Source organism: Acinetobacter nematophilus (genome assembly GCF_026344175.1).
GTDB lineage: Bacteria > Pseudomonadota > Gammaproteobacteria > Pseudomonadales > Moraxellaceae > Acinetobacter > Acinetobacter nematophilus.
This window is the reverse complement of the sequence record NZ_JAPKMY010000011.1, coordinates 88,036-111,071: the sequence shown is the minus strand read 5'-3', so window position 1 is coordinate 111,071 and position 23,036 is coordinate 88,036. Positions and strand designations below refer to the sequence as shown.

Genomic DNA, 23,036 nt, shown 5'->3' with positions numbered 1-23,036 from the left:
AGTTTAAACTGCCGCAACATCCGATTCAGGCTTTTTTGCAGCCTGTTGTACCTCATGTTCAACAACATGTACAGTTTCTTTGGCAATACGACCTTCTTCATCTGTTGGAACAACCCAAATTTGCGGACCTGTTCCTGCGTCGATACGACCTTCAGTGCCACGTTTTAAACCATCATTCTGTTCTTTGCTTAGGTTGAAACCGAAGTGTGGTAAATACGACACTGTTTTTTCACGAATATATGCAGAATTTTCTCCAATCCCACCCGTGAAGAATAAACCATCTATACGAGGTAAGCCACAGCTCAGTGCCGCGAGTGATTTTGCTAAACGGTAACAGAATACTTCAATTGCTAAAGTAGCATCTTCATTGCCTTGCTCCGAAGCTTCAATCAATGTACGCATATCATTGGAAAGATCAGATAAGCCAAGTAGACCTGATTGGCTATTCAGCATTTTATCAATTTTATAAATATCCCAACCCAAGTTGGAAGCAAGGAAACTATGAATACTTGGGTCTACATCACCACTACGTGTCCCCATCACTACGCCTTCAAGAGGCGTAAGCCCCATTGAGGTATCTACACTTTGACCATTCCAAATTGCGCAAGTTGAGCTACCATTACCCAAGTGTGCAGTTAACCAACCACCATGTTTATAGCTGCCTGCAAGTTCAGAGCCGCGTTCAGAAACATAGGCATGGCTAGTGCCGTGGAAACCATATCGACGGACATTGTGTTGTGTATAAAGAAATTTCGGCAATGCATAACGATAAGCATGGGCAGGCATGGTTTGATGGAATGCTGTATCGAATACGGCAACCTGCGGCAGTTCGGGGAATAGACGCATTGTTGCATCAATACCGACCAGATGAGCAGGGTTATGCAGCGGGGCTAACGGAGTCGCTTCACGAATTTTTTCTACAATTTCAGGTGTGAGTAATTCTGCTTTAGTCAATGTGCCACCATGGACAACACGATGACCAATGGCTTTCGGTTGGTATTGTGATAAACGACTTAAAATGGTTTCTAAAGCTTTTTCATGGTCTGCATGCGGGATGGCGAGTTCAAGTGGCTGATTGCCCGCTGTGATCCCCTTAATACGTGCATCAGCAGAGCCAAGGTTTTCCGCTAAACCAAAGATCCGATCTTCACGACGTTCAGAAACAAGCGCATATTTGATTGATGAAGATCCGCAGTTAATTACTAATACTGATGTAGACACGTTTTAATACCCAAATTGTAATTTGAAAAAGTCATCCTGATTGATCTGATTACGCTTTATTTATAGGGCAAATTAGATCAGTAGTGATGTTGTACCATGTGTAGTTTTTTTGTCCTAGATAGACTTTAGGTGATTAGACTTTCGGACTATCGACCTGATATTGATTAATATTTAATATTTATCAGTTGATTAATAAAAACTATCATTCATCTTTATTTTAATCTATCTGCGTTGTGCAGTTTCTTGTAAACAAACTTATATCAATTTATGACAATCAATCGGTCCGAGGGTACAGCTGTTTGAGTTTTAAATAATTTTTGATGATTCAAACTCTTGAGAAAATCAGATGAGTTATGGTTTTTTTAATGTTTAAACTCGATCATTCATGAAAATGTTACTCTGTAAACTACCTGATGAAATAGGATACTCAAAAACATCATCTGCAATTTTTTAAAATAGGGTGTTGTTTATAATATGTTGTTTATGCAAGGTATTCTACTTGTTTTGATGTTAAGTGAGCTTTGTGGCGAATAGGGGGCAAGCAGTTGTAATACTCAGCACTGCAGGACAATGCTGAGGTTGCAAATTTTTAAAATGCGATTAATGACGAATTTGACCGTCACCCAATACAATCCATTTTTGCGAAGTTAAACCTTCAAGTCCAACTGGACCACGTGCATGAATTTTATCGGTTGAAATACCGATTTCAGCGCCTAAGCCATATTCAAAACCGTCTGCAAAACGGGTAGAAGCATTGACCATCACTGAACTGGAGTCGACTCGTGTTAAGAATTGGCGTGCCAAACTAAAATTTTCAGTAATGATTGCATCCGTATGATGTGAGCCATATTTATTAATATGCTGAATGGCCTCTTCAATCCCTGTCACAATTTTCACTGCCAAAATTGGACCAAGATATTCTTCATACCAATCTTCTTCGCTTGCCGGTTTCACGATATTGCCTAAGATCTTCTGAACCTTGATACATCCCCGTAATTCAACCTGTTTCTCCGCATAGAGTTCAGCGATACGAGGTAAAAATTCTTCAGCAATGTTTTCATCTACCAATAAAGTTTCCATGGCATTACACACACCATAACGATGCGTTTTGGCATTTAATGCGATCGGTAGCGCTTTATGTAAGTCGGCTTGAGCTTCAACAAATACGTGACAGTTACCATCCAAGTGTTTAATCACGGGAATTGTTGCTTCATTACTGATACGTTCAATCAAACCTTTCCCACCACGAGGGACAATCACATCGACATATTCAGACATTGTAATCAACTGACCAACTGCTGCACGATCAGGGGTATTGATGACCTGCACACATGTTTCAGGTAATCCAGCCGCTTTTAAACCATGCTGGATGGCTTGGGCAATTGCCTGATTCGAGTGAAGCGCTTCAGAACCGCCGCGTAGAATGATGGCATTGCCTGATTTTAGTGCTAGTGATGCAGCTTCAAGAGTTACATTTGGGCGTGATTCATAGATCATACCCACGACACCTAAGGGTACACGCATTTTACCGATTTGAATTCCGGTTGGACGGAAGGCCAAATCGGTAATTTCACCAATAGGATCTACCAGACCGATGACATCTTTTAAGCCTTGTAACATGCCTTTGAAGCGTGTGGGGTTGAGTTCTAAACGATCAAGTAAAGCGCTATCTAAATGGTTGTCACGACCTTTGGTCATGTCAATTTGGTTAGCAGCCAAGATTTGCGGTTCACTATTTTCCAAGGCAGTATAAATCGCAGATAAGGCATTATTTTTTACAAGTGTAGTCGCACCTGCCAAAGCACTAGCGGCTTGACGAGCTTGAACTCCTACAGTTTGCATATACTGTTCAATTGAATCTTGCATAGCAGTTTATTTGATCGTTTAAAAATTTCCCTTTGATAGTAGCAGTCTAAGCAAAAGCAAGGAAGTATTTCATTGAAATAAACTTATTTACTCTGCGTATAGTCACTAAATATATTGCAATGTTTTTGCCATTTAAACTGGACAGACGGTCAATTTAGCGATTGCGTATAAATCACACATCTGTAAGAATGAAACAATAAGGACATTGATGTGATACAGAACATATACGTATCACAAATTTGAAAGAATAATGCGGGTCGAAATCTTGCATATTAAAAGAATAAAGCAAGGATGGAGGAAGGATATGAATTCCATTATCCAAATGGACACAGAATCACACCAATCTTTATCAAGCTTTGGTTTTTTCGACATATACCATAAAAATAGTTTCAAACAGGAACCCAGGACAACTTGGATTGATGGTTGGAAAGTTGAGTATATGGCGATTGCTGATGCGCGAACTATTCACAATACACCGATTGTGATTGTAGGGGGAGCATTTCAAAACTTTAACTCCTATAAATATTGTGTTGAACAATTCTTTGAAAGTGGTCCAGTCATTCTCATTGATCTACCCTCTATGGGAGCGAATCAGCAAATAACCAATATTGATTCCGGTTTATCTGCAGGTACATTGGAGCTTCCTGATCTTTCACGCATGTTGGGTCAGTGGCTAGATATCGTGAATATTCAGAAAGTTGCAGTTGTCGGTATTTCACTCGGTTCAGTGATCGCATCCTTTTTTGTTGATCAACGTCCAGAACTGGTTGAAAAGATGATTTTAATGGGAGTCATGCAGGAAACGCGCAAGAGCTGGCGCATGTTATTGGAAGAGTCTTTAATGTTGATGAAAGAGCAACGGATGGATGAGTTTGGTCAAGCCGTTATTCTTTATTTGGTCAACCATGCCAAACTCGATAAAACGCGAATGTCACCTACAGCGAAAAGGTTGTTCTTCAAACAAATGGCAGAGTTTTCAAATACTGAACAAGAACGTTATGAAATCAACTGCAATCGTTTACTGCGTTTGAGTCATGTTCCTGTTCCACGTGTAAATACGCTTGTCGCCTGTGGTCAGTATGACAGTTTCACATTACCGCATGAAAATGCTCATTTTGCTTTGCAGTGTCCAGATATGCAGTTTGCCATGATTGCCAATGCGGATCATGTACCACAATTACAACGCCGTAAAGAAACCATGAATTTATTTACTACCTACTTGCAGGGTAAGTCTATTCAGGGATTGGATGGGATTATCAATTTAACACGCGAGCAAATGCATACTATTGAACGTCGCGGAGAGGCTCGGATTCATGTGCTTGATCCCCAACGTCAATTGACGCATCGTCATTCTAATAAAGTAATTCCTGTTCAGATTGTTGATTTGAATTATTTCGGACTGTTAATGAATCTCGATCATTTGCGTGATTTGAGCTTTGTTAATGAACATACTCGTGATTTGGCATTGAATCTCAGTGATGATGAAGGTGAATTTGCAATTGAGTGTCTGATTTTTGAAACATCTGAGCATCGTGTTCGTGCCTTATTTAAACATGGCAGTTTTGAAAATGCAGACCGCTTATTGCGCTTTATTACCCGTCAAACACTCACATCTGCTTGTCGTATAGAAGATACAGTTCTGGCTTAATGTCGCAATAAAAAACCAGTTCAAATTGAACTGGTTTTTTATGTTGTCAATCTGTTGAAAAACGCATAGTAAAATATCATTTCTCCTGACTAATAAAATGAATGTTCAGAACAAGCATAAAGTTCATTGAATATGAGTGATTTATGTCCAAAAACTTGTATGGATAATTAGACGCTTTAACACTATCTCATATTTCTATCATTTATAATTGTGCATCAATGACCCAGACTAAATCCCCTAGATGCTCTTCAGGATCTTGTTTACTATTCTGATTGAAATAGAGACTAGGCTGAATCACTTCAATTTTTTTAAACCCAGTTCCAGAGATAAAATGTCTGACGTGTTCGGGAGAGATAAAATGAAAAGTAAAGGCGCTTCTAGACATCAATTTCAGTAATTTACTGCTGTTCCAGATGACCGTAGCCAATTTGTTTTTGACAGGTTCAGGATATATGTCTGTGAGATAGTGTAAAGCTTTAAAATTTTTTCCATAATCTGCTATGGATTGAATCAACTGTTTTAAAAGGTTTTTATTGAAGTAATTGATTAAACCTTCACTGATCACAACGAGAGGTTTTTGAGGATCAAAGACTTTGAATGCATTTTGAAAGTCTTGGGTAAATAAATCGATTGATAAAACTTCAGGGCTATTCGGATCTATTAGTTTTAGTGCAGCTTGTTTGGTTTTCGCCATCTCAGGCAAATCTAATTCACGATAATCGATTTGAGCGTATTGTTGTCTAAACCACCATCCACGCGGTGACAACCCTGCAGCGATTTCAAGTACTTGTAAATCAGGGAATTGTGCAATCAATTGATGTAAACGATCGTCCAAGATGGTGTGACGTTGTGTTAAAGTGGTCCGCATACTGCCACCAACAAATCTTTCGCCCCAACTTTCGATGGGATGAGCAATCATCGCCAGTCTTTTGCCTTTAGATGTAGCAAGCAAAGGGTGGGAAATACCCATTTGATACCAGATATAACCTGTATAATGTGCGGTAAATGAAATATGCCGATGCTTAGAAAGTTGTTGGTCTGACATAGTTTTCCTTAACTATTGTTTTTTTAATTGGGTCATCAAATATGGAAACACAAATACTGAATTTAATGGTTCACTGATTTGCTCTTCATGATTCAATAGCGTACCTTTTAAGCAACCTGAATAGTGAAAAATATTTACACAGCATTCATGGTGTTGTCTTCAAGGGCACAAAGCAAGTTGAACAAGCCTAAGTTGCTCTCCCTACAACATGTTGTGCATTGCAGGGAAGTCCTATCTATCTTTTTAAAGAGAATTTCTAAATTCTTCAATGACTTTTTTGACAGTTTTCCATTCATCACCTAAATCAAAAGATTCACCGATGGTGAGATTGGGAATTTTGCCACGCATACGTGATAAACGTATTTGGTTCGGGAACGGTAAATTTTCAATACCTGCCAAAGCAATACATGCGGATTCACGATTGTTACAAACGAGTCCCATATCACAACCGGCTTCGAGGGCGGCACGAATACGGGCATCTGCACCTCCTGCCACACAGGCAGCTTGCATACTCAAGTCATCGGAAAATAGTACACCGTCAAATTTTAAGGTTTGACGTAATACTTTTTGAATCCAATATGCAGAGAAGCCAGCTGGGTTTGGATCAACTTTTTCATAAATCACATGAGCTGGCATGAGTGCATCCAATTGTCCCTGAAGTTGGATAAAACTCTGCATGTCGTTGTCAAAAATCTCTTGGTAATCTCGTTGATCAATTGCAGCAGCCACATGTGAATCTGCTTTGACTGAACCATGCCCGGGAAAGTGTTTGCCTGTGGTTGCCATACCAGCACGCTGCATTCCTTTCATAAATGCACTTGCCAACGGAACAATATCTTGCACATTTTCTGCAAAAGCACGATCACCGATCACATCACTGATGTCATTGATATCCAAGACTGGGGCGAAACTAAAGTCAATTCCGACAGCAAGCACTTCTATCGCCATCAGCCAGCCACATTGCTCAGCCAATGCTATGGCTTTTTCAGGTTGGCTTAAGTAAAGTTGACCAAAATGCCCCATTGCTGGAAGTAAAGTAAAACCATTTTTTAAGCGTTGTACACGACCGCCTTCCTGATCGACAGCAATCAAGATGTCTGGACGAATTTTACGCATGTGGTCAGTGAGGGCACGGACTTGAGCAGGAGATTGTATATTCCTTGAAAATAAAATCATGCCACCGACTTGCGGAGCCTGTAATAGTTCAATATCTTCTTGAGTAAGTTCTGTGCCTGCAATATCAAGCATCAATGCGCCGATCATAGGAATCCACGGTTGTATTTATATAAACTTGGAAACAATACCCGATTTCTGCAATGATTTGCTACATTTACTCAGTACAGATTATGATAAAACTACACAACATACACAGATAAAGTCGTTTAAGATGTTGAAACTGTTGAGTTCAGATTGAAAAACGATAGAGAAATTGGAAAACCCAAGGAAATATTAAGAATTTATGAAAATTCAAACTCTCGCTTGCGCTATCGCACTTGCAACAGGTGGTTTGTTCTTCACACATACCATCAATCAAGCAATGGCGGAAACCAATGCTACAAACGTTGCTCAATCGATCCATCCTTCACAAGAACAAGCGCTTGTGACTCGTCAACTGGCAACATTAATTGATCGTCAGCATTATTTAAATATGCGCTTAGATGCCAATACATCCAATCGTATTCTAGATATGTATATTGACAGCCTTGATCCTGAACACACGTTATTTTTAGCTTCAGAAATTGAGCAATATAAAAAACAATATGGTGCAACGCTTGGTGCGAAACTCAAAGCGGGCGATTTGTCTGGACCGTTTGCAATTCATGCACATTATCGAACACGTTTAAAAGAATTTTATGAATTTGAATTGGCTGAGCTTAAAAAACCACAAAACTTAAATCAGCCGAATGAATTTATCGATACAGATCGTGAAAAAGCCGCATTTTTTGGTAGCAAAGCTGAATTACAGAATTATTGGCGCAAAATGCTGGTTTCGCAGTTGATTAATCTCACGATTGCCAAGCAAGAAGATCAAGCCAAACAGAAAGCATTGAAAGACGATCCAACGCTTGCCAATGGGCAAGATTTAGCGGCATCTGAAGATCTAACACCTGTTCAGACTTTAACGAAACGTTATACACGTCAATTGGAACGAATCAGTCGAACCAAGAGCGATGATGTTCTTGAACGTATCCTCAATGCAATGACATTGACCTATGACCCTCATAGTAATTATTTCCCACCTGTTGATGCAATGGAGTTGAATCGCCAAACTACCCTGCAATTGGAGGGGATTGGTGTATCGATTCGTCCAGAGCGTGGTAATGAGGATTACACCAAGATTGAAACGATCGTTGATGGTGGGCCTGCAAGTAAAACAGGGCAAGTGAAGTCGGGTGACCGAATTATTGGTGTTGCCCAAGATGGTGAAAAAATGGTCGATGTTATTGGTTGGCCAAGCTCTGAAATCGTGGGATTGATCCGTGGTAAACGTGGAACCAAAGTTTCAGTGAAGTTACTTGGTGCTGGCGCCTCTATGAGTCAAGCACGTGTTGTCACCATTACTCGTGATGTTATCCAGGAAGAAGATGCAGGAGTACGTTCACGAACAGTAGAAATCAGTCGTGATGGGCAAAAGCACAAGTTCGGTGTATTGGAAATTCCATCATTCTATTTGAACTACCGTGCTCGTCGTGCAGGTACAGAATATCGCTCTGTATCCGAAGATACCAACAAAGCATTAAAAGCACTGGCTGCACAAAATGTTGAAGGTATAATCATTGATTTGCGTAATAATCCAGGCGGTTCTCTAGAAGAAGTTGCCAAAATGATTGGACAGGTGATTAAAGAAGGACCTGTCGTACAAATTCGTGATGGCAACGGCAATGTCAGTGTGTTTGAAGATACGGATGGTGGTGCGCAAACTTATGCGGGACCTTTGGCTGTACTTGTTAATCTCGCGTCTGCATCTGCAAGTGAAATTTATTCTGCTGCACTTCAGGATTATGATCGCGCCGTTATTCTGGGAAGTACCACAACAGGTAAAGGAACAGCACAAGTTCAGTTGGATAGTTTGGCTTATGGTCAAGCAACATTGACGCAACGCAAGTTCTACCGTGTGACGGGGGGAAGTACGCAAAATAAAGGTGTAATTCCTGACATTAAGCTGGTTGATATCTACGATGAAGAGTTTGGTGAGCGTAAAGCAAAGAATGCTTTAAAATGGGATACCATTCCAACTGCACCATTTAAGCGTGAAGGTTCAATTCAACCTTATGTTGCACAACTAGATCAAAAATCCAAGGTGCGTGTAAGTCAAGATCCTCAATTCCAATATCTGGAAACACGTAAGGCAATTGCTCAGGAAACTAAAGATCAAAAACGTATTTCTTTGGATATTGATAAACGTAAAGCAGAATTGATTGCGCTTGAAATGAAAACTTTAGCGGCCGAAAACAAACGTCGTGCTGCTACAGGCTTGAAACCTTATTCGAATTGGGAAAGTTATCAAGCCAGTTTGGATGCGTTAGCAGAGTCCAGAGCAAAAATGAAAGCAAATCAACGTCCGGCGTTGCCAGAGGAAGAGACTTTTGTGAATGAGGCTGCTCATGTGTTGCTTGATATGTCACATTTAAAAAGTAAATAGTGATGGGGAACGTTGACGTTCGTCTATGTTTACCATCATGTGTGTTTTAGGCAGTACTCGAAAGAAGCGAAATATAGGTTGATAGGTATTGATATAAACGCCCAATCAAGTTGATTGGGCGTTCTTTTGACCGGATTTTATGGCTCTGTTACTGGTTTAATTTCGTCTGTTACCTTATGGAATGAAAGTCTGCCATATCAGCAATCTCGAGTTATTCTATTTTGATTAACTTTATGCTTTAGCTTAGATGCTTTTTTCAGAGTCCCAATGATGATCGATACGTGAATCAAATCATCAAACTTCACCGATCATGTCCAATGAATGATCCTGTAATCTGCGTGTACCATCCTATTACAGGCTGAAACGGTTTAAACTATTGATCAAAAAAGTCTGAAAGCATTAAGCCAGCAATTCAACCAGGATTTGTTCATAAATTTCAGCCAAAGGCTCGAGTTCATCAATATTTACGTGTTCATTAATTTGGTGGATGGTTGCATTGAGTACGCCCAATTCAAGCACTTGTGCACCCGTAGGAGCGATAAAACGTCCATCAGAAGTACCCCCACTGGTTGAAAGTTCAGTATCGGTACCTGTGACGTTTTTAATTGCAGTACGCGCAGCATTCACCAATTCACCTACAGGAGTCAAAAATGGTAAGCCTGAGAGTGTCCATTCAATATCATAGTTCACTTGATGGCGATCGAGTATCTCCACGACGCGGGTTTTGAGTTGATCCGCTGTTACTTCAGTAGAATAACGGAAATTAAAGGTCACCGTCATTGTGCCTGGAACAACATTGGTTGCGCCTGTGCCTGATTGAATATTAGACACTTGGAAAGAAGTTGCTGGGAAGTATTCATTGCCATTGTCCCAAACAGTATCACAAAGTTCTGCTAGGGCTTTAGATGCGGTATGAATCGGATTAATTGCCAGATGGGGATAGGCAACATGACCTTGTTTGCCTTTTACCGTCAAGACTGCATTCAATGAACCACGACGTCCATTTTTAACGATATCGCCAAGGCTGGAGGTGCTTGAAGGTTCACCAACCAGACACCAGGTCATTTTTTCATTACGGGCTTCTAATGTTTCAACGACTTTGACTGTACCATTGATCGATGGACCTTCTTCATCAGAGGTAATCAAAAATGCAATAGATCCTTTATGGTCAGGGTGATTTTTAACAAAACGTTCAGAGGCCACCACCATGGCTGCCAAAGCTGTTTTCATGTCAGCGCTACCACGACCATAAAGCTTGCCGTCACGGATTTCCGGTAAAAATGGATCTGATAGCCATGCATCCAAATGACCAGTGGGTACAACATCTGTATGACCAGCAAAGCAGAAAACAGGTGAGCTGGTTCCACGTCTTGCCCAAAGATTGTCTACATCTTCAAAACGCATATTTTCAATATTAAATCCAATTGCAGATAAGCGATCAGCCATGATGTTTTGGCAATTATGATCGACAGGTGTCACCGAGGGCTGACGAAGAAGTTGTAAACTGAGTTCTAAGGTATCCGAACGATTCATGGACATTGATCAAGTAAGAAAATTGAACAATATAATAGAGGAAGATAAAACTGAATGAAAACCCAAAATTGGAGAAAGTCCAAAAGCTTTTAAATATGCATGAAAAAGCCTTATCTGTGGCAGATAAGGCTTTCCAAAAATCAAATTTTGATGGTGTTGAATTACATCTTATTTTCAACTTTTTCTGCAGAATTCGTAACCGCATCCCCCGCTTTGGACACATCCTTACCAACACCTTTAAAAGTGTTACAGCCAGACAAAACAAAAGCGAATAACATTGAAACTGCTAAAATTTTTTTCATTACTATCTCCGTGTTTCACGCGTTAATTACATTTATACTATACGAAATTATTTGAAATATATCGTTATGCTTTTATGAGTGTATTCGTAAAACACTGTATAGAAAACGTGAATAATTAAACATTAATGTCAAGAGAAAATAATAAAGGTGCTTGACGATACATATAGAATTGCTGGGTCTGACGATCATGGTATAAGCCATTACACCACCATTTTGCGGTTGTTGAACTTTGCTTCAAATCTGGACAAATCCATTCATGGCGCTGTAAGCGATATAAATCTTTCTTCAAGTGGTATCCCCATTGCCCCAACCTACGTTGAGGATTCATCCAGAAGGGAAGCGGGGCCGCATCTCTAAAACAGGGGATATACAATTGTCCTTTGAGCACAGCCCATTTTTTTTCGATGTTTCGATCTAAAACCTGACTAAATTGAAATTGTTTTTCAGAGAAATGATTTAGTTTGCGGAATAAAGTATCACTACGATTTAAGCCATACCAACGGGCTAAATGTAAATCTCCTTCACCTAAATAGTATTTTAAAGCAACTTCCCAATGTTCAGTTTGATGGGTTATACGATTCAACACTAAAAAATCAATTTCTCCTTTGGTGTGTTTACCTTCAATGATTTGAATACTGTGTTGAATCAGCTGGTAATGTGAGTTGGCTTCATCTTGTAGCCAAAACCAGAATAAATATTCAAAACGTAAACCTAAACGCGTACTTTTGAGTTGTTGTACAAATTCAATTAATGCGGCTGGATTTTGATCCAAGTCGTCTAGGCGGGATTTATAGGCGAAGAATTGTTGTTGCCAAAACTCAGTATTATGTAATTCAAAATGATGGTGAATCTGCAATTCGTCAGGGAGCGTTTGAATAATATTTGGACTGGCAATGCAAAAAGCCAATTGACGGACAATTGGGTGATGATATTTCAACCAAGGCTCAAAATAATCTGTCATTGCATTACATCTCAGCTCGAAACTCAGGAATAAAGAAAGAGAGGGTAAAGCGGTAATTCAAGCAAACAAGATGATCAAGATGCAAGTTTAATTTGCTGAGTATCGAAAATAATGAACAACATGATTCTAAAATAAAATGAGCAGTATCGTTTGAAAATATACAGCGTATATCAATTGAACGGTATACTGGGCTGTGCGTAGGTTGAGTGAAGCTATGAAAATTTTGTTTTGGCGAACATTGGTGGTGCTGTTTATTGTACTTGGATTTATAGGCGCATTATTACCTGGAATGCCAACCACAGTTTTTCTTATTTTAGCTGCATGGGCAGCCTCAAAAGGTTGGCCTCAGGTTGATGCGTGGTTAATGAATCATCCTAAATATGGCGTAACTCTTCGAGCATGGCGAGAAAATGGTACTGTCCCTCGTAAAGCAAAATGGATTGCCAGTATCATGATGCTGATCAGTGGGATTATTATGCTCTTTACCAATGCACCTTTGGCCGTCAAAATTTTCACTGATCTCACCATGTTTATTGTTGCAGTCTGGTTGTGGTTGCGTCCAGAACCCAGTTCTGTCGCAACGGGTACACAACAGGATCAGCCGTGATTGGACAGATTTTAAATATGTTCAACCATCTGCAAAGAGTTTTTAAGCCGCTAGATAATTAAGCTGTAATAGCACAAATATGACTTAACTTACGAATGAAAGAGAATAAAAGCAGTGGAATGGATATTTGATAAATAGATAAATAATAAACAAAAAAGAATAAATTAAATTAAAATGATCTATTTTTTAATCACTCACGCCTAAAATACTTAAAACATAGAGAAAAGCGTTTGACACACAGTAAAGATTCTCTATAATGCACCTCACAAACGATGAAGTCGTTAGGGCGCTTAGCTCAGTTGGTAGAGCGTCTGCCTTACAAGCAGAATGTCGGCGGTTCGATCCCGTCAGCGCCCACCAAGCTTTAACGTTGAATTTAGTGCAGCGGTAGTTCAGTTGGTTAGAATATCGGCCTGTCACGCCGAGGGTCGCGGGTTCGAGTCCCGTCCGCTGCGCCATTAAATTCAAGAATCGTTTGTATAGCAATAATATGTTAAAGTGCAGCGGTAGTTCAGTTGGTTAGAATATCGGCCTGTCACGCCGAGGGTCGCGGGTTCGAGTCCCGTCCGCTGCGCCACTTTACAGAAAAATTGTGAACAGGTTTAATGACCTAATCAGAGTTTAAATAAGTTTTTTGTTTATTGACTCGTTTAGGGCGCTTAGCTCAGTTGGTAGAGCGTCTGCCTTACAAGCAGAATGTCGGCGGTTCGATCCCGTCAGCGCCCACCATATAAAACGCAGCGGTAGTTCAGTTGGTTAGAATATCGGCCTGTCACGCCGAGGGTCGCGGGTTCGAGTCCCGTCCGCTGCGCCATTTATCTTGATTCCTGAGATGAAGATAAATGGAGATGTTTAGATATAACGCTTTCGTTTGTTCAATTCATCATTATTGAAGTTTAAACAGGGTGATCTCTGTTGATCCTCACTCAGGGCGCTTAGCTCAGTTGGTAGAGCGTCTGCCTTACAAGCAGAATGTCGGCGGTTCGATCCCGTCAGCGCCCACCATATACAGTGCAGCGGTAGTTCAGTTGGTTAGAATATCGGCCTGTCACGCCGAGGGTCGCGGGTTCGAGTCCCGTCCGCTGCGCCATTTATCTTGATATCCTGAGATTAAGATATGTAAATGTAAAATGATTGTTCTTTTTACATCTCATTCAGTTTAAGCAATGCAATATTGTTTATTCTCATCAGGGCGCTTAGCTCAGTTGGTAGAGCGTCTGCCTTACAAGCAGAATGTCGGCGGTTCGATCCCGTCAGCGCCCACCAAATTTCCTTTATTCTATTTATTTATTTTAAAAGTTTGTGTAGAATAGCTATATAATTATTTTAAAAATAAGTATCTTATGCGAAATCCATATCAACGCAAGGCTGCGTCTTCAGTACAGAAAAATACTGCTCAAGCTACAGATCAATACAAAGCATTTGTCGAAAAAATAGTGTCTGAAGCTAAAGTTTTTGCACTTTATGATGACGGTTGGGCTTTATGTGCAACCCCTACAGGACAACAAGCTGTAGCGGTATGGCAAAGTAGAAGTTTGGCGCAGTTATTGGTCAAAGACAACTGGTGTCGTTTCAATGTTCAGGAAATCAATTTTATTTCTTTTATCGAGCAAATGATTCCTTTCATTCAACAGAATGATACTTTACTGTCAATCAATTTAACCCCTGAAGGGCAGAATATTTTGATTTCAGGACGTAAGTTCTTACTGGACATAAAAAGCTATTTATATCAGCTTTATACAGCTCAACCTGAGCTTTTTCAAGACCAAACCCGTCTCCCTTTACCACGCAAGATTCGGATACATCCTTGAGGGATGGGTTGAATGGAGTTATATTCAGTTTAATATTCTCCAAGTACCCAACCGCTGATATATGCAAAATATTCTCTTAACCATGCGTTATATCGGGTGCTCAGGGGTGTTTCAGCACCGATAGTCATAAAGTTGCGATAACCTTGCTTTTTTGCGATTGCTGCTGCACGTAAGGTATGGAAATCACTGGTGACGATCGCAATTTTTGAATTTAAAGACACATCATGCTGCTGCAAAAGGGCTTGGCTGTTCTTGAGGTTTAAATCTGTACTGGTACTTTTATTTTCTTGAAGAATTCTATTGGATTGAATCTTATAATTTTCTTCTAAGTACTTTGACATGATTTCAGCCTCAGTTTTAATCTCACCAAAATCTTTCCCTCCACTGACAATAATCCATGCCTGTGGTTGTTGTTCTGCAATATTACCTGCTCGATCCAAGCGCTTGGCAAGTGTGGGAGAAGCCTTACCTTGTATTATTCCACTGCCTAAAACGATAATTGCATCTAAACCATTTTCAATATGATTGTGCTGGGTGTTAACTTGGATGTAAGCAAAAAAGCCAATGAGGCTGATCAGCCAAATCCCAAACAGAGACCAACCGAGGCGCCAAAGTTTTTTAAGTTTGGAATGTCGTGCCAGGTATTGTTGAATTGCTTTTCCCCAGATGCTGGTGCAGATAAAGACCACACCAATCAATAAGGGGAGGAGTGTGCCTAAATGAATCTTTTTATACAGTAGCAAAATAAAGCCATCAAGAAATAATACCCCCCCAATAATGAATAGGCTCAAACGCAATAATTTATTTTTGTTCATGGTCTATGAGAATTAATGTCATCCAACATTGATTGTAAACGATCTCAGGCAATGAGGGGTAGTGAAAATAAAACCGAGCAATTTTGCTCGGTCTTATTGGCTTATTTAGGATGGTTTAGACCTTATGTTCAGCTTAGTAAACATCACGTCGATACCGCCCATCTAAGCGTAACTGTTCAACTGTATCTTGTCCTAGAATATCAATCAAAGCTTGATCAACATCGCTTGCCATTCCTTGAATGCTTCCGCAGACATAGATCACAGCATCATTTGCAATCCATTTACGAACTTCATCAGCATGATCACGTAGTTTATGGTAAACATAGACTTTTTCTGCTTGATCACGGGAAAAAGCCAAGTCGATCCGTTGTAACATTGCTGTATTTTGCCAAGCTTGAATGGTGTCCTTAAAGAAGAAATCATGTGCTTGCTGACGTTCACCAAAAATTAACCAGTTTTCCGTATAGTCCAGACGAACACGGGCATGGATTAAACTCATTAAACCAGCAATCCCTGTCCCATTCCCAATACAGATAATCGGGCGATTATCCGTGATTAAATGGAATGAATCATTATTGCGAATTCTTAACGCAACTTTGTCACGCAATTTTAAGTGTGAGGTCAACCAGCCTGAGCCTAAACCAAGTTCACCCTGAGCATCACGTTGTTGACGAACCACCAAGCGTAATACTTGTTGACTTGGAATACTGGCAATCGAGTATTCCCGAGTAGGCAAAGTTGCTAACTGTTCAAGTAAATGTTCCATGTTGGCAAAAGGTTCAACTTCAACAGTTAAATCTCGATCCCAAAGAATATTTTTAATCGGCTGTTGTTCGTGTGAATCGACTGGTGTATCGGGATCAATTTGATATTTATCCAAAAATTTTTGAATACGTTCTGGGCTGTTTCCCGTTTGAACTTCAGCGATATCACCCGCTTGCCATATTGTTTCATGACAGGTATGGAGTTCAATATTGAATGCAGGTGCACCTAAGCTGTCTGGATTGAGTAATTCTCGTTTGCTCAAATGCCACTGATCAAAAACTTTATCAATCGACATGGTTTGCAGGTCAAGTTTGGTGGCTTGTGTCAAAGCCTTATTCCATTGTTGAATGTCGCTATTGCTGCCATTATTGACTTCAAGGGTTCTAAATAATTGCTGAGCTCCAGATTGTTGTAACCACTGGTCAATACGATGACCAAAGCTACAGTAAGTTTCTGGATAGTCTTGTGAGCCTAAGGCTAAAACCGCATATTTGAGATGAGACAGGTCTAGTGATTTGCTCATTAACTTCTTCTCAAAATGCGATGCTAGATCAGGTGCTTCACCAGTCCCATAAGTACTGGCAATCCATAAAACTTGCTTCGCTTGTTTTAAATCTTCTTCAGAAAGCTGTTGAACAGATTTTACAGTAGTGGGTTGATGTGCTTCTTGCAGGCTGATAGAAGTGCGCCATGCCAATTGTTCAGATACACCTGTCTGTGAAGCATAAGCAATTAACCATGGTGTTGCATTGGGATCAATTTGAATTGCTGAACCAGACTGTTTCGCCGCAAGGGTTAATTTCTTTTGTTTACGACGTTTTAAATAGAGCATCCATCCTGTAATAAAGAACAATGGCATCGCCAAAGCGGCAAGCATAATAATAAATTGGAATACTGGACCAAAAAAGCTACCGCGATGAACAGGTAACATACTGCTCATGATTTTTTCATTCAACGGTTTAACTTCATATAAATCAATTTTTTCAATTTGAGCATTTTGATAATCATAAATCGCTTTGTTTCGTGCACGCTCATGCTGCGGAATTGCATCAACAAATGTGAGTTCTACTTTACCATTGGCTTTTTTCGGAATCGAAATCGTCAGCGTCGAGTAATCTCGTTTGATTTGTGAATTAAAGCCATTCCATGTCTGTGTCAGAACTTTTTGGATCTGTTCAGGTTTGAGTTCTTCTTTTGCTTCTCGTGATCCATTACGTAGATGCTGATCACGTCCTTGTTGCAATTGTGTGGCATTGCCTTGACGCTCTTTTCCTTCCCCCATGCGAGGTCCTTGCATTTCGGGTTGAGGTCTTTCAACACCCATCACCTTAAACATGCCATCACGCCACCAGTCATATGACCAATACAGTCCTGTACATGCTAAAAGTAAATAGAAAATAACCACCCAAGTTCCGACCACTGCATGTAAATCCCAAAGGAAATTGCGACCTTTGAGTTTAGGTTTTAATGCAAACCACTGTTTAAAAGAATGTTTTTTTGGCCAACGAAGATATAAACCGCTGAGTACAAAGAAGATAAGCATCAAGGTACTTGCACCAGTAATCTGTTTACCGACTTCACCTACTGTAAGATTGCGGTGCAGTTGTTGTATAAATTGAAAAAAATCTTTGCCTCTAACTTCAGGCAGGATTTCTGCCGTATAGGGATTGACCATCATGGTATACCCTCTACGTGCACCTTCTTTAACAATATTAATATTTGACGCTTCTTCAGGCGCTTTGGCGACAGTAATACTGTTGATCTTCATTTCAGGATTTTGAACTTGAAAGTGTTGATAAATCTCGGCAGGGGTTAATTTCGCATGATTTTCAACTTTTACAGTATAACTGTCTGAATTTAACCATCTTTGAATCGGTTGTTCATAAGAGTAGATCGCACCAGTAACCCCCATAATCGAAAGGATCAAGCCCGCTGTAATGCCTAAAAACCAGTGTATTTGGAAAAAAGTCTTTTTAAACATGGTGATGGAAAGTGAAGAATTGTTTGATTATAGATTATAGCTGAATATCTAGGAGAGATAATGAATTTTGCAGATAATATTTATTCTCATTATCATTTTTATTAAAATAGTCGTCATAAATGTAAAAAAACCTCCAACAATGGAGGTTTTATGAAGTCTTTAACGTTTACAGTGTTTTTGCTTCGCCAACTGTTTCTTTAAGATGTTTACGCAAAGTCTCGAATGGGAAATTTTTACTGTCCATACGCTTAGGTAAGATATAGGCACCTTGCTGACCTTTTACTTTAAAATTCACAAGTAAAAATTCTGGTGTGTTATACCATTCATAAACATCTTTCCAGCCAATTGTACCCACCCCTTCTTGTACGCCCATTTGCTGGCGCATCACGATACCACTTGGCTGTACACCTAATTTGACACCTTTAATTTCTTGAACTGGAAACTCATTCATCTTACGTTTTACATACCATTCAAGCCCAAATTTTCGTACTAAAAGATATATCGCCACACAGGCAAGAATGACCCAAAAGATAATGGTGGAGTAGTTGTTAATTAATGCAATACCCAGAATGGAAAGGACAACAGCGACACCCATGATTGCCCAAGCTTTAGTCCCAATTTTATTGGTACTGCGCCAAATCGCAAGTTGAGCACTACGTTGTTCGGCTTCCGATACTTCGTATGGAACTGGTTGTAAGGTATAAGCGTAAATGTTCTTGGCAGTCATAGTGTCAGTAATGTATGTAAATCTAGTCAGAGTTTAGCACTAAATCCCAAGATTTAGTTCGCCTATTGTACCAAATATCTAGGCAAATTTTATGCTCTTTTATAAAGAAGCTAATTCTGTAGATTGATCGTCACGGGCATGACTTAAATTTTGTTTGAGATTACTCAGTTGTTTGAGAATACTAAACATTAATGAAAGTTGTTGAAGAATAATCAATGATTTAGAGTCATCTGCTTCTGATTGACCTAAGCGAGTTCGAATTGCTTGTAGCATATTATGTGCTGTTAAATCAGGCATTTCATCCCGTAACAAGGCACCACGAATATCGTCCAAAGCTTGATCCAGTAGATTTAAAACCTGCTGATCCTGGATTTTTTCTCGGTGTGCACCCAATGCCGCGATATAGCTGAGGAAGGTATGATTCAAACATAAAAACTCAAAAGCCAATGTTTTCTGACTTTGATCGAAATCCGGTTCTGTTGCCAAAGTTGAAATCAATGATGCAACATCCGCATCTGTGTTGTGAGCTGCTCGACGTACAATACGGTAGTTCAGACTGTTGTTGCGCCCCTGATGATACTGGGTGACCACATCAGCCAGATAATTACATTGTGCTTCCAAAGAACGTTGAATGGTTCTAGGCAAACGACGGAATCTCCAATCTGGAAAAATAAAGCTCACCCCAAACCAGGCTAAGGCACATCCAATTACCGTATCGATCATACGCGGTAGAGCTGCTTCAAAGCCCAGCCCATCTAAGTTAAAGTTGATCAGTGCCATGATGGTAATAAAGGCTGTTGCTTGGGCGTATTGTTTACTGCGGAGGTCGAAAAATAGCACGCCACTTATCACGAGCAACAAGAGTTGTCCTTCAATGGAGGGCACAAAGAATAAGATCGCATAACCTAATATAATTCCACCGAGTGTTCCCACGATGCGTAATCTTAGGCGGCGTTTGGTGGCATTAAAGTTTGGTTGGCTGACAAAGAGTGCTGTTAATAAGATCCAATAACCATATTGGATATTGGTTAATTGCACAAAAACGTAACCGATAAATAAAACCACAGAAACCCGAATTGCATGTCTGAATAAGACTGATTCAGGTGTTAAATTTTGTTTGATGCGGATGACAATATCATCCCAGCCTTTTAAATCATCATCTTTCAGTTGTTGTTCAACGTTTTTATTTTGATCATTTATAATATGACGTTCAGTTTCTAGGTTCTGCAATTGAGCATCAATCGATTTCAAATTTTGATAGAGTGCGAATAATGAATTGATCCAGATGAGATCATAATGCTCTTCTTTTTTAAGTTTGTTTAGCGACTGTTTTAAATTTTTAAAGGCATGTTCAAAGCGGGCATTATGTTGATATGTGGTTCGATGTAAAATGCTGTCGCTTAAATCCTTGCACGCTTTACCCTGTAAAGCCAAAATACGTTGAAAGCGAAATAAAACGTCACTATGTTCAAACATTTTTGCCAGTTTTTGATAGTCAATATGCGCTGAATCTGCACGTTCATGAATATCTTGTGCTACAAAGTAGTATTGTAAGCTACGTCGTGTATCACGTTGCCCTCGGTCACCTTTTAGACGGGTGAGCAATGCCGTACGCATGTCATTAAAAATGCTAATCAGTTGACCATTTTCCATGGACAGGCTAATCATGCTGTCTTGATAGCTGGTCGGTGTCATATCGACATCAAATAAGTTGGATTTGGAAAAAAGAAAATTGCCCAACGACGAAAAACATTGTGACAGTTTGTCTTGAACCTGGCGCACTGGAAAGAGCAAAAAACTGATGGTGGAAATGAGACCATACCAAATTGCCCCAATAACCAATAAGCTGGGTTGAATATACCATTGTTCAAATAGATGAACTCCAAGCATGGAATAAACTGAAACGACTAAACAACCATAAGAAATGGTGGCATAGCGTCTTCCCAAAGAACCCAGTAAAATCCATCCAATACAAGAAACAATTAAGCCTAAGGCAAAAAGTACGGGATAGGGGAACAGCAGACTGACTGAGGCAGCGGTAATAAAAAATCCGATATAGGTATAAATCAAATTCATGATTCGCACTGAAAAGCGGTCATCAATATCACTCAAACCGGCTGCAACTACACCCAAGGTCAATGGAATGGTCATCAACTGTTGATCCAATAAATAAGGAACAAAAGCAGTGCCCGTAAAGGCGATGATCATCCTCAAGTTATACATGAAACTTGTGTTATAGGTAGCTTTTCGTAGTTTTAACAGCCATGTGTTCAAAGGAAGTCCTTATTCAATCGATACGGTGTTATTGCTGGGAGTGATTGTTTTATTGCTGAGCCGATTTTTCACTGATCTTTGTGACACATCTTACAATGGACAGTGTAAACTTGATTGCAATATTTAGTATGAAATTATAAACGATCTATGTCTGAAAAAAACGCTGGTCAACAGTATTCAACAGGTTGGATTATGCTTTTGGCGCTATTTACCTCGTTAGGTCCTTTATCTATCGATATGTATTTGCCAGCACTCCCACAAATGGCGCAAGATTTTAATGTCTCCACCCAGCAAGTTGCCAATACTTTACCTGCATATTTCTTTGGTTTGGCTGTGGGGCAATTGATCTATGGCCCAATCAGCGACCGCATCGGTCGTAAAAAACCACTTTACTTTGGTATGACCCTGTTCGCTTTTGCCAGCTTATTGTGTGTGTTAGCTCCTGATCATTGGTCATTGATTGCCGCACGAATTTTACAGGCGCTGGGCGGTTGCGTTGGTGTGGTCATGGCACGTGCCGCCATTCGTGATCGTCTCGATGTGCAAGGCTCGGCTCAAGCGTTTGCCAGCATGATGATTGTGATGGGGATAGCGCCGATTCTCGCGCCGTCAATAGGTGCTGCAATTCTGTATTTCTTTCACTGGCAAGCTGTATTTGTTGCTTTATTTATCATTGGCTTGATCTGTTTAGCCTGTGTTCATTTCTTATTTAAAGAAACCTTGGCACCTTCACGTAGACTTCAATTGAATTTTAGTCAGGTTTTTATTTTATATGCTGCTATTTTTAAAGATCGAAGTTTTCGCTTTCCAATGATGGCAGGTTGTTTTACTGGTGCTGCCCTATTTTGTTATATCAGTTCTGCGGCAGCGGTACTGATGGATGGCTATCATTTAACACAGCAACAGTTCGCAATTGCTTTTGGTTTTAATGCTTTTGGTATTATTTTACTGTCTTCAATCAACAAGCGCTTAGCCAATCGCTTTTCAGTGATCCACCGTTTAACATTAGGGGGATTGATTCAGGTCACAGGTGCACTGATTATCGTGGGAGCGGGTTTAATGCTTCATGCGCCTTTGGTCGTTGTAATGCTGGGTTTATTCCTCACCGTTTCTGGAATTGGTTTTACAGGACCCAATGCAATGGCATTAGCAATGTCTGAACAAGGTTCTAGAGCAGGTACAGCCAGTGCGATTATGGGCAGTATGCAATTCGCCTGTGGTCTTCTGGGTGGAGTCGTACTGAACTTTCTGGTTTGGAATCATTTGTTCAATATGGGAATATTGATGTTGGCTTTTACTGTAGCTGGATTTTTAGCCATTTTAAAAGTATCACAACAACTTAGATTGAAGTAGCCTTTATTGTCAATCTGTTGAAAAATCATAGAGCAAATATAGGGGCTGTTGACGTTTGCGACCCGCTGTGTTTTTGAGGCGATACGAGGCACGAAGTATGAAGATTGAGTTGGATTGGACTATATTAAGATCAAGTAAATTAACCCATTGATCAGCGTTCAATAAAAGAACAATGCTTGGTTCGACTGATAAGAATACTACGCTTATTCAGAAATGACGCATTGAAAAATACCAAATATTAAAAAACAAAAAGCCGACGATTCGAGTGATGAGTAAATCGTCGGCCAAAATACTTCGTTTATAAAGATTCAGGCTGCTATTCTAAATCTTGAAGAAGCATAAGTTTTTAGTCTCTCTGGGGGAGTTAAGGTCTCCAAATTTAACTGCGGATGCCGTGCAATAAACTTGGTTGCTGCAGACCTTATACTTATATAACGACAACAGTTTAAGATTGGTTGACAAGAAAATGAAAAAAAATCTAAAA

16 protein-coding genes and 8 tRNA genes are annotated in these 23,036 nt (G+C 39.9%); 13 read left to right on the top strand and 11 right to left on the bottom strand.

The window, feature by feature from the left end; genetic code table 11:
• Nucleotides 1-3 precede the first annotated feature (3 nt).
• Together OSH00_RS17475 and OSH00_RS17470 are read right to left on the bottom strand one after the other, a co-directional pair.
• Nucleotides 4-1,221, bottom strand: coding sequence for an acetate/propionate family kinase (locus OSH00_RS17475; protein WP_266131486.1), 1,218 nt, complete (start codon nucleotides 1,219-1,221; stop codon nucleotides 4-6).
• Between the two features lie 600 nt (nucleotides 1,222-1,821).
• Entirely contained in the window at nucleotides 1,822-3,087 is a 1,266-nt protein-coding gene (locus OSH00_RS17470; protein WP_266131485.1) for a glutamate-5-semialdehyde dehydrogenase, read from the bottom strand.
• A 304-nt stretch (nucleotides 3,088-3,391) separates the two neighbouring features.
• Here OSH00_RS17470 and OSH00_RS17465 point away from each other — a divergent pair, with 304 nt between their 5' ends.
• Entirely contained in the window at nucleotides 3,392-4,735 is a 1,344-nt protein-coding gene (locus OSH00_RS17465; protein ID WP_266131484.1) for an alpha/beta fold hydrolase, read from the top strand.
• A gap of 202 nt (nucleotides 4,736-4,937) precedes the next feature.
• Here OSH00_RS17465 and OSH00_RS17460 read toward each other — a convergent pair whose 3' ends face one another.
• A complete protein-coding gene (locus OSH00_RS17460; protein ID WP_266131483.1) occupies nucleotides 4,938-5,780 on the bottom strand; it encodes a class I SAM-dependent methyltransferase in 843 nt (280 codons plus the stop codon).
• Between the two features lie 243 nt (nucleotides 5,781-6,023).
• Nucleotides 6,024-7,043: a beta-N-acetylhexosaminidase gene (gene nagZ / locus OSH00_RS17455; protein ID WP_266131482.1), complete on the bottom strand. Its 1,020-nt coding sequence runs from the start codon at nucleotides 7,041-7,043 to the stop codon at nucleotides 6,024-6,026.
• Nucleotides 7,044-7,239: 196 nt separating this feature from the next.
• Here nagZ and OSH00_RS17450 point away from each other — a divergent pair, with 196 nt between their 5' ends.
• Nucleotides 7,240-9,423 carry a carboxy terminal-processing peptidase gene (locus tag OSH00_RS17450; protein WP_266131481.1) on the top strand — a complete coding sequence of 728 codons (2,184 nt, stop codon included), beginning with the start codon at nucleotides 7,240-7,242 and terminating at the stop codon, nucleotides 9,421-9,423.
• A 399-nt stretch (nucleotides 9,424-9,822) separates the two neighbouring features.
• Here the strand turns inward: OSH00_RS17450 and dapE are convergent, their stop codons facing one another.
• The 3 genes from dapE to OSH00_RS17435 all read right to left on the bottom strand — a co-directional run bounded on the left by dapE (nucleotide 9,823) and on the right by OSH00_RS17435 (nucleotide 12,219).
• Nucleotides 9,823-10,956, bottom strand: coding sequence for a succinyl-diaminopimelate desuccinylase (gene dapE / locus OSH00_RS17445; protein ID WP_266131480.1), 1,134 nt, complete (start codon nucleotides 10,954-10,956; stop codon nucleotides 9,823-9,825).
• A gap of 161 nt (nucleotides 10,957-11,117) precedes the next feature.
• Nucleotides 11,118-11,258: an entericidin A/B family lipoprotein gene (locus tag OSH00_RS17440; RefSeq protein ID WP_004830144.1), complete on the bottom strand. Its 141-nt coding sequence runs from the start codon at nucleotides 11,256-11,258 to the stop codon at nucleotides 11,118-11,120.
• Nucleotides 11,259-11,373: 115 nt separating this feature from the next.
• Entirely contained in the window at nucleotides 11,374-12,219 is an 846-nt protein-coding gene (locus tag OSH00_RS17435; RefSeq protein ID WP_266131479.1) for a DUF1853 family protein, read from the bottom strand.
• A 214-nt stretch (nucleotides 12,220-12,433) separates the two neighbouring features.
• Between OSH00_RS17435 and OSH00_RS17430 the strand changes: the two genes are divergently transcribed.
• From OSH00_RS17430 to OSH00_RS17385, 10 genes are all read left to right on the top strand, one after another.
• On the top strand, nucleotides 12,434-12,826 hold the full coding sequence (locus OSH00_RS17430) for a YbaN family protein (protein WP_266131478.1): 393 nt from the start codon (nucleotides 12,434-12,436) through the stop codon (nucleotides 12,824-12,826).
• A gap of 284 nt (nucleotides 12,827-13,110) precedes the next feature.
• Nucleotides 13,111-13,186: transfer RNA gene (locus OSH00_RS17425), tRNA-Val, on the top strand.
• A gap of 21 nt (nucleotides 13,187-13,207) precedes the next feature.
• A tRNA-Asp gene (locus tag OSH00_RS17420) sits at nucleotides 13,208-13,284 on the top strand.
• A gap of 42 nt (nucleotides 13,285-13,326) precedes the next feature.
• Nucleotides 13,327-13,403, top strand: a tRNA-Asp gene (locus OSH00_RS17415).
• A gap of 76 nt (nucleotides 13,404-13,479) precedes the next feature.
• A tRNA-Val gene (locus OSH00_RS17410) sits at nucleotides 13,480-13,555 on the top strand.
• Nucleotides 13,556-13,563: 8 nt separating this feature from the next.
• Nucleotides 13,564-13,640: transfer RNA gene (locus OSH00_RS17405), tRNA-Asp, on the top strand.
• A 115-nt stretch (nucleotides 13,641-13,755) separates the two neighbouring features.
• Nucleotides 13,756-13,831: transfer RNA gene (locus OSH00_RS17400), tRNA-Val, on the top strand.
• Between the two features lie 8 nt (nucleotides 13,832-13,839).
• A tRNA-Asp gene (locus OSH00_RS17395) sits at nucleotides 13,840-13,916 on the top strand.
• 100 nt (nucleotides 13,917-14,016) lie between these two features.
• A tRNA-Val gene (locus OSH00_RS17390) sits at nucleotides 14,017-14,092 on the top strand.
• A 77-nt stretch (nucleotides 14,093-14,169) separates the two neighbouring features.
• Nucleotides 14,170-14,637: a DUF2750 domain-containing protein gene (locus OSH00_RS17385; protein WP_266131477.1), complete on the top strand. Its 468-nt coding sequence runs from the start codon at nucleotides 14,170-14,172 to the stop codon at nucleotides 14,635-14,637.
• A gap of 29 nt (nucleotides 14,638-14,666) precedes the next feature.
• On the opposite strand, the gene OSH00_RS17380 is transcribed toward OSH00_RS17385, so the two are convergent.
• From OSH00_RS17380 to yccS, 4 genes are all read right to left on the bottom strand, one after another.
• Nucleotides 14,667-15,452: a YdcF family protein gene (locus OSH00_RS17380; protein WP_266131476.1), complete on the bottom strand. Its 786-nt coding sequence runs from the start codon at nucleotides 15,450-15,452 to the stop codon at nucleotides 14,667-14,669.
• A gap of 133 nt (nucleotides 15,453-15,585) precedes the next feature.
• A complete protein-coding gene (locus tag OSH00_RS17375; protein ID WP_266131475.1) occupies nucleotides 15,586-18,198 on the bottom strand; it encodes a sulfite reductase flavoprotein subunit alpha in 2,613 nt (870 codons plus the stop codon).
• A gap of 166 nt (nucleotides 18,199-18,364) precedes the next feature.
• Nucleotides 18,365-18,925: an SdpI family protein gene (locus tag OSH00_RS17370; protein WP_266131474.1), complete on the bottom strand. Its 561-nt coding sequence runs from the start codon at nucleotides 18,923-18,925 to the stop codon at nucleotides 18,365-18,367.
• 99 nt (nucleotides 18,926-19,024) lie between these two features.
• Nucleotides 19,025-21,199, bottom strand: a complete 2,175-nt coding sequence (yccS, locus tag OSH00_RS17365; RefSeq protein ID WP_266131473.1) for a YccS family putative transporter — start codon at nucleotides 21,197-21,199, stop codon at nucleotides 19,025-19,027.
• 147 nt (nucleotides 21,200-21,346) lie between these two features.
• Between yccS and OSH00_RS17360 the strand changes: the two genes are divergently transcribed.
• A complete protein-coding gene (locus OSH00_RS17360; RefSeq protein WP_266131472.1) occupies nucleotides 21,347-22,552 on the top strand; it encodes a multidrug effflux MFS transporter in 1,206 nt (401 codons plus the stop codon).
• The last annotated feature ends 484 nt before the right edge of the window (nucleotides 22,553-23,036 follow it).

Excerpts from the sequence above, each read along its gene's own strand:
- OSH00_RS17470 (WP_266131485.1), bottom strand. The coding sequence starts at position 3,087 with ATGCAAGATTCAATTGAACAGTATATGCAAACTGTAGGAGTTCAAGCT.
- OSH00_RS17465 (WP_266131484.1), top strand. The coding sequence starts at position 3,392 with ATGAATTCCATTATCCAAATGGACACAGAATCACACCAATCTTTATCA.
- OSH00_RS17460 (WP_266131483.1), bottom strand. The coding sequence starts at position 5,780 with ATGTCAGACCAACAACTTTCTAAGCATCGGCATATTTCATTTACCGCA.
- nagZ (WP_266131482.1), bottom strand. The coding sequence starts at position 7,043 with ATGATCGGCGCATTGATGCTTGATATTGCAGGCACAGAACTTACTCAA.
- OSH00_RS17450 (WP_266131481.1), top strand. The coding sequence starts at position 7,240 with ATGAAAATTCAAACTCTCGCTTGCGCTATCGCACTTGCAACAGGTGGT.
- dapE (WP_266131480.1), bottom strand. The coding sequence starts at position 10,956 with ATGAATCGTTCGGATACCTTAGAACTCAGTTTACAACTTCTTCGTCAG.
- OSH00_RS17440 (WP_004830144.1), bottom strand. The coding sequence starts at position 11,258 with ATGAAAAAAATTTTAGCAGTTTCAATGTTATTCGCTTTTGTTTTGTCT.
- OSH00_RS17435 (WP_266131479.1), bottom strand. The coding sequence starts at position 12,219 with ATGACAGATTATTTTGAGCCTTGGTTGAAATATCATCACCCAATTGTC.
- OSH00_RS17430 (WP_266131478.1), top strand. The coding sequence starts at position 12,434 with ATGAAAATTTTGTTTTGGCGAACATTGGTGGTGCTGTTTATTGTACTT.
- OSH00_RS17385 (WP_266131477.1), top strand. The coding sequence starts at position 14,170 with ATGCGAAATCCATATCAACGCAAGGCTGCGTCTTCAGTACAGAAAAAT.
- OSH00_RS17380 (WP_266131476.1), bottom strand. The coding sequence starts at position 15,452 with ATGAACAAAAATAAATTATTGCGTTTGAGCCTATTCATTATTGGGGGG.
- OSH00_RS17375 (WP_266131475.1), bottom strand. The coding sequence starts at position 18,198 with ATGTTTAAAAAGACTTTTTTCCAAATACACTGGTTTTTAGGCATTACA.
- OSH00_RS17370 (WP_266131474.1), bottom strand. The coding sequence starts at position 18,925 with ATGACTGCCAAGAACATTTACGCTTATACCTTACAACCAGTTCCATAC.
- OSH00_RS17360 (WP_266131472.1), top strand. The coding sequence starts at position 21,347 with ATGTCTGAAAAAAACGCTGGTCAACAGTATTCAACAGGTTGGATTATG.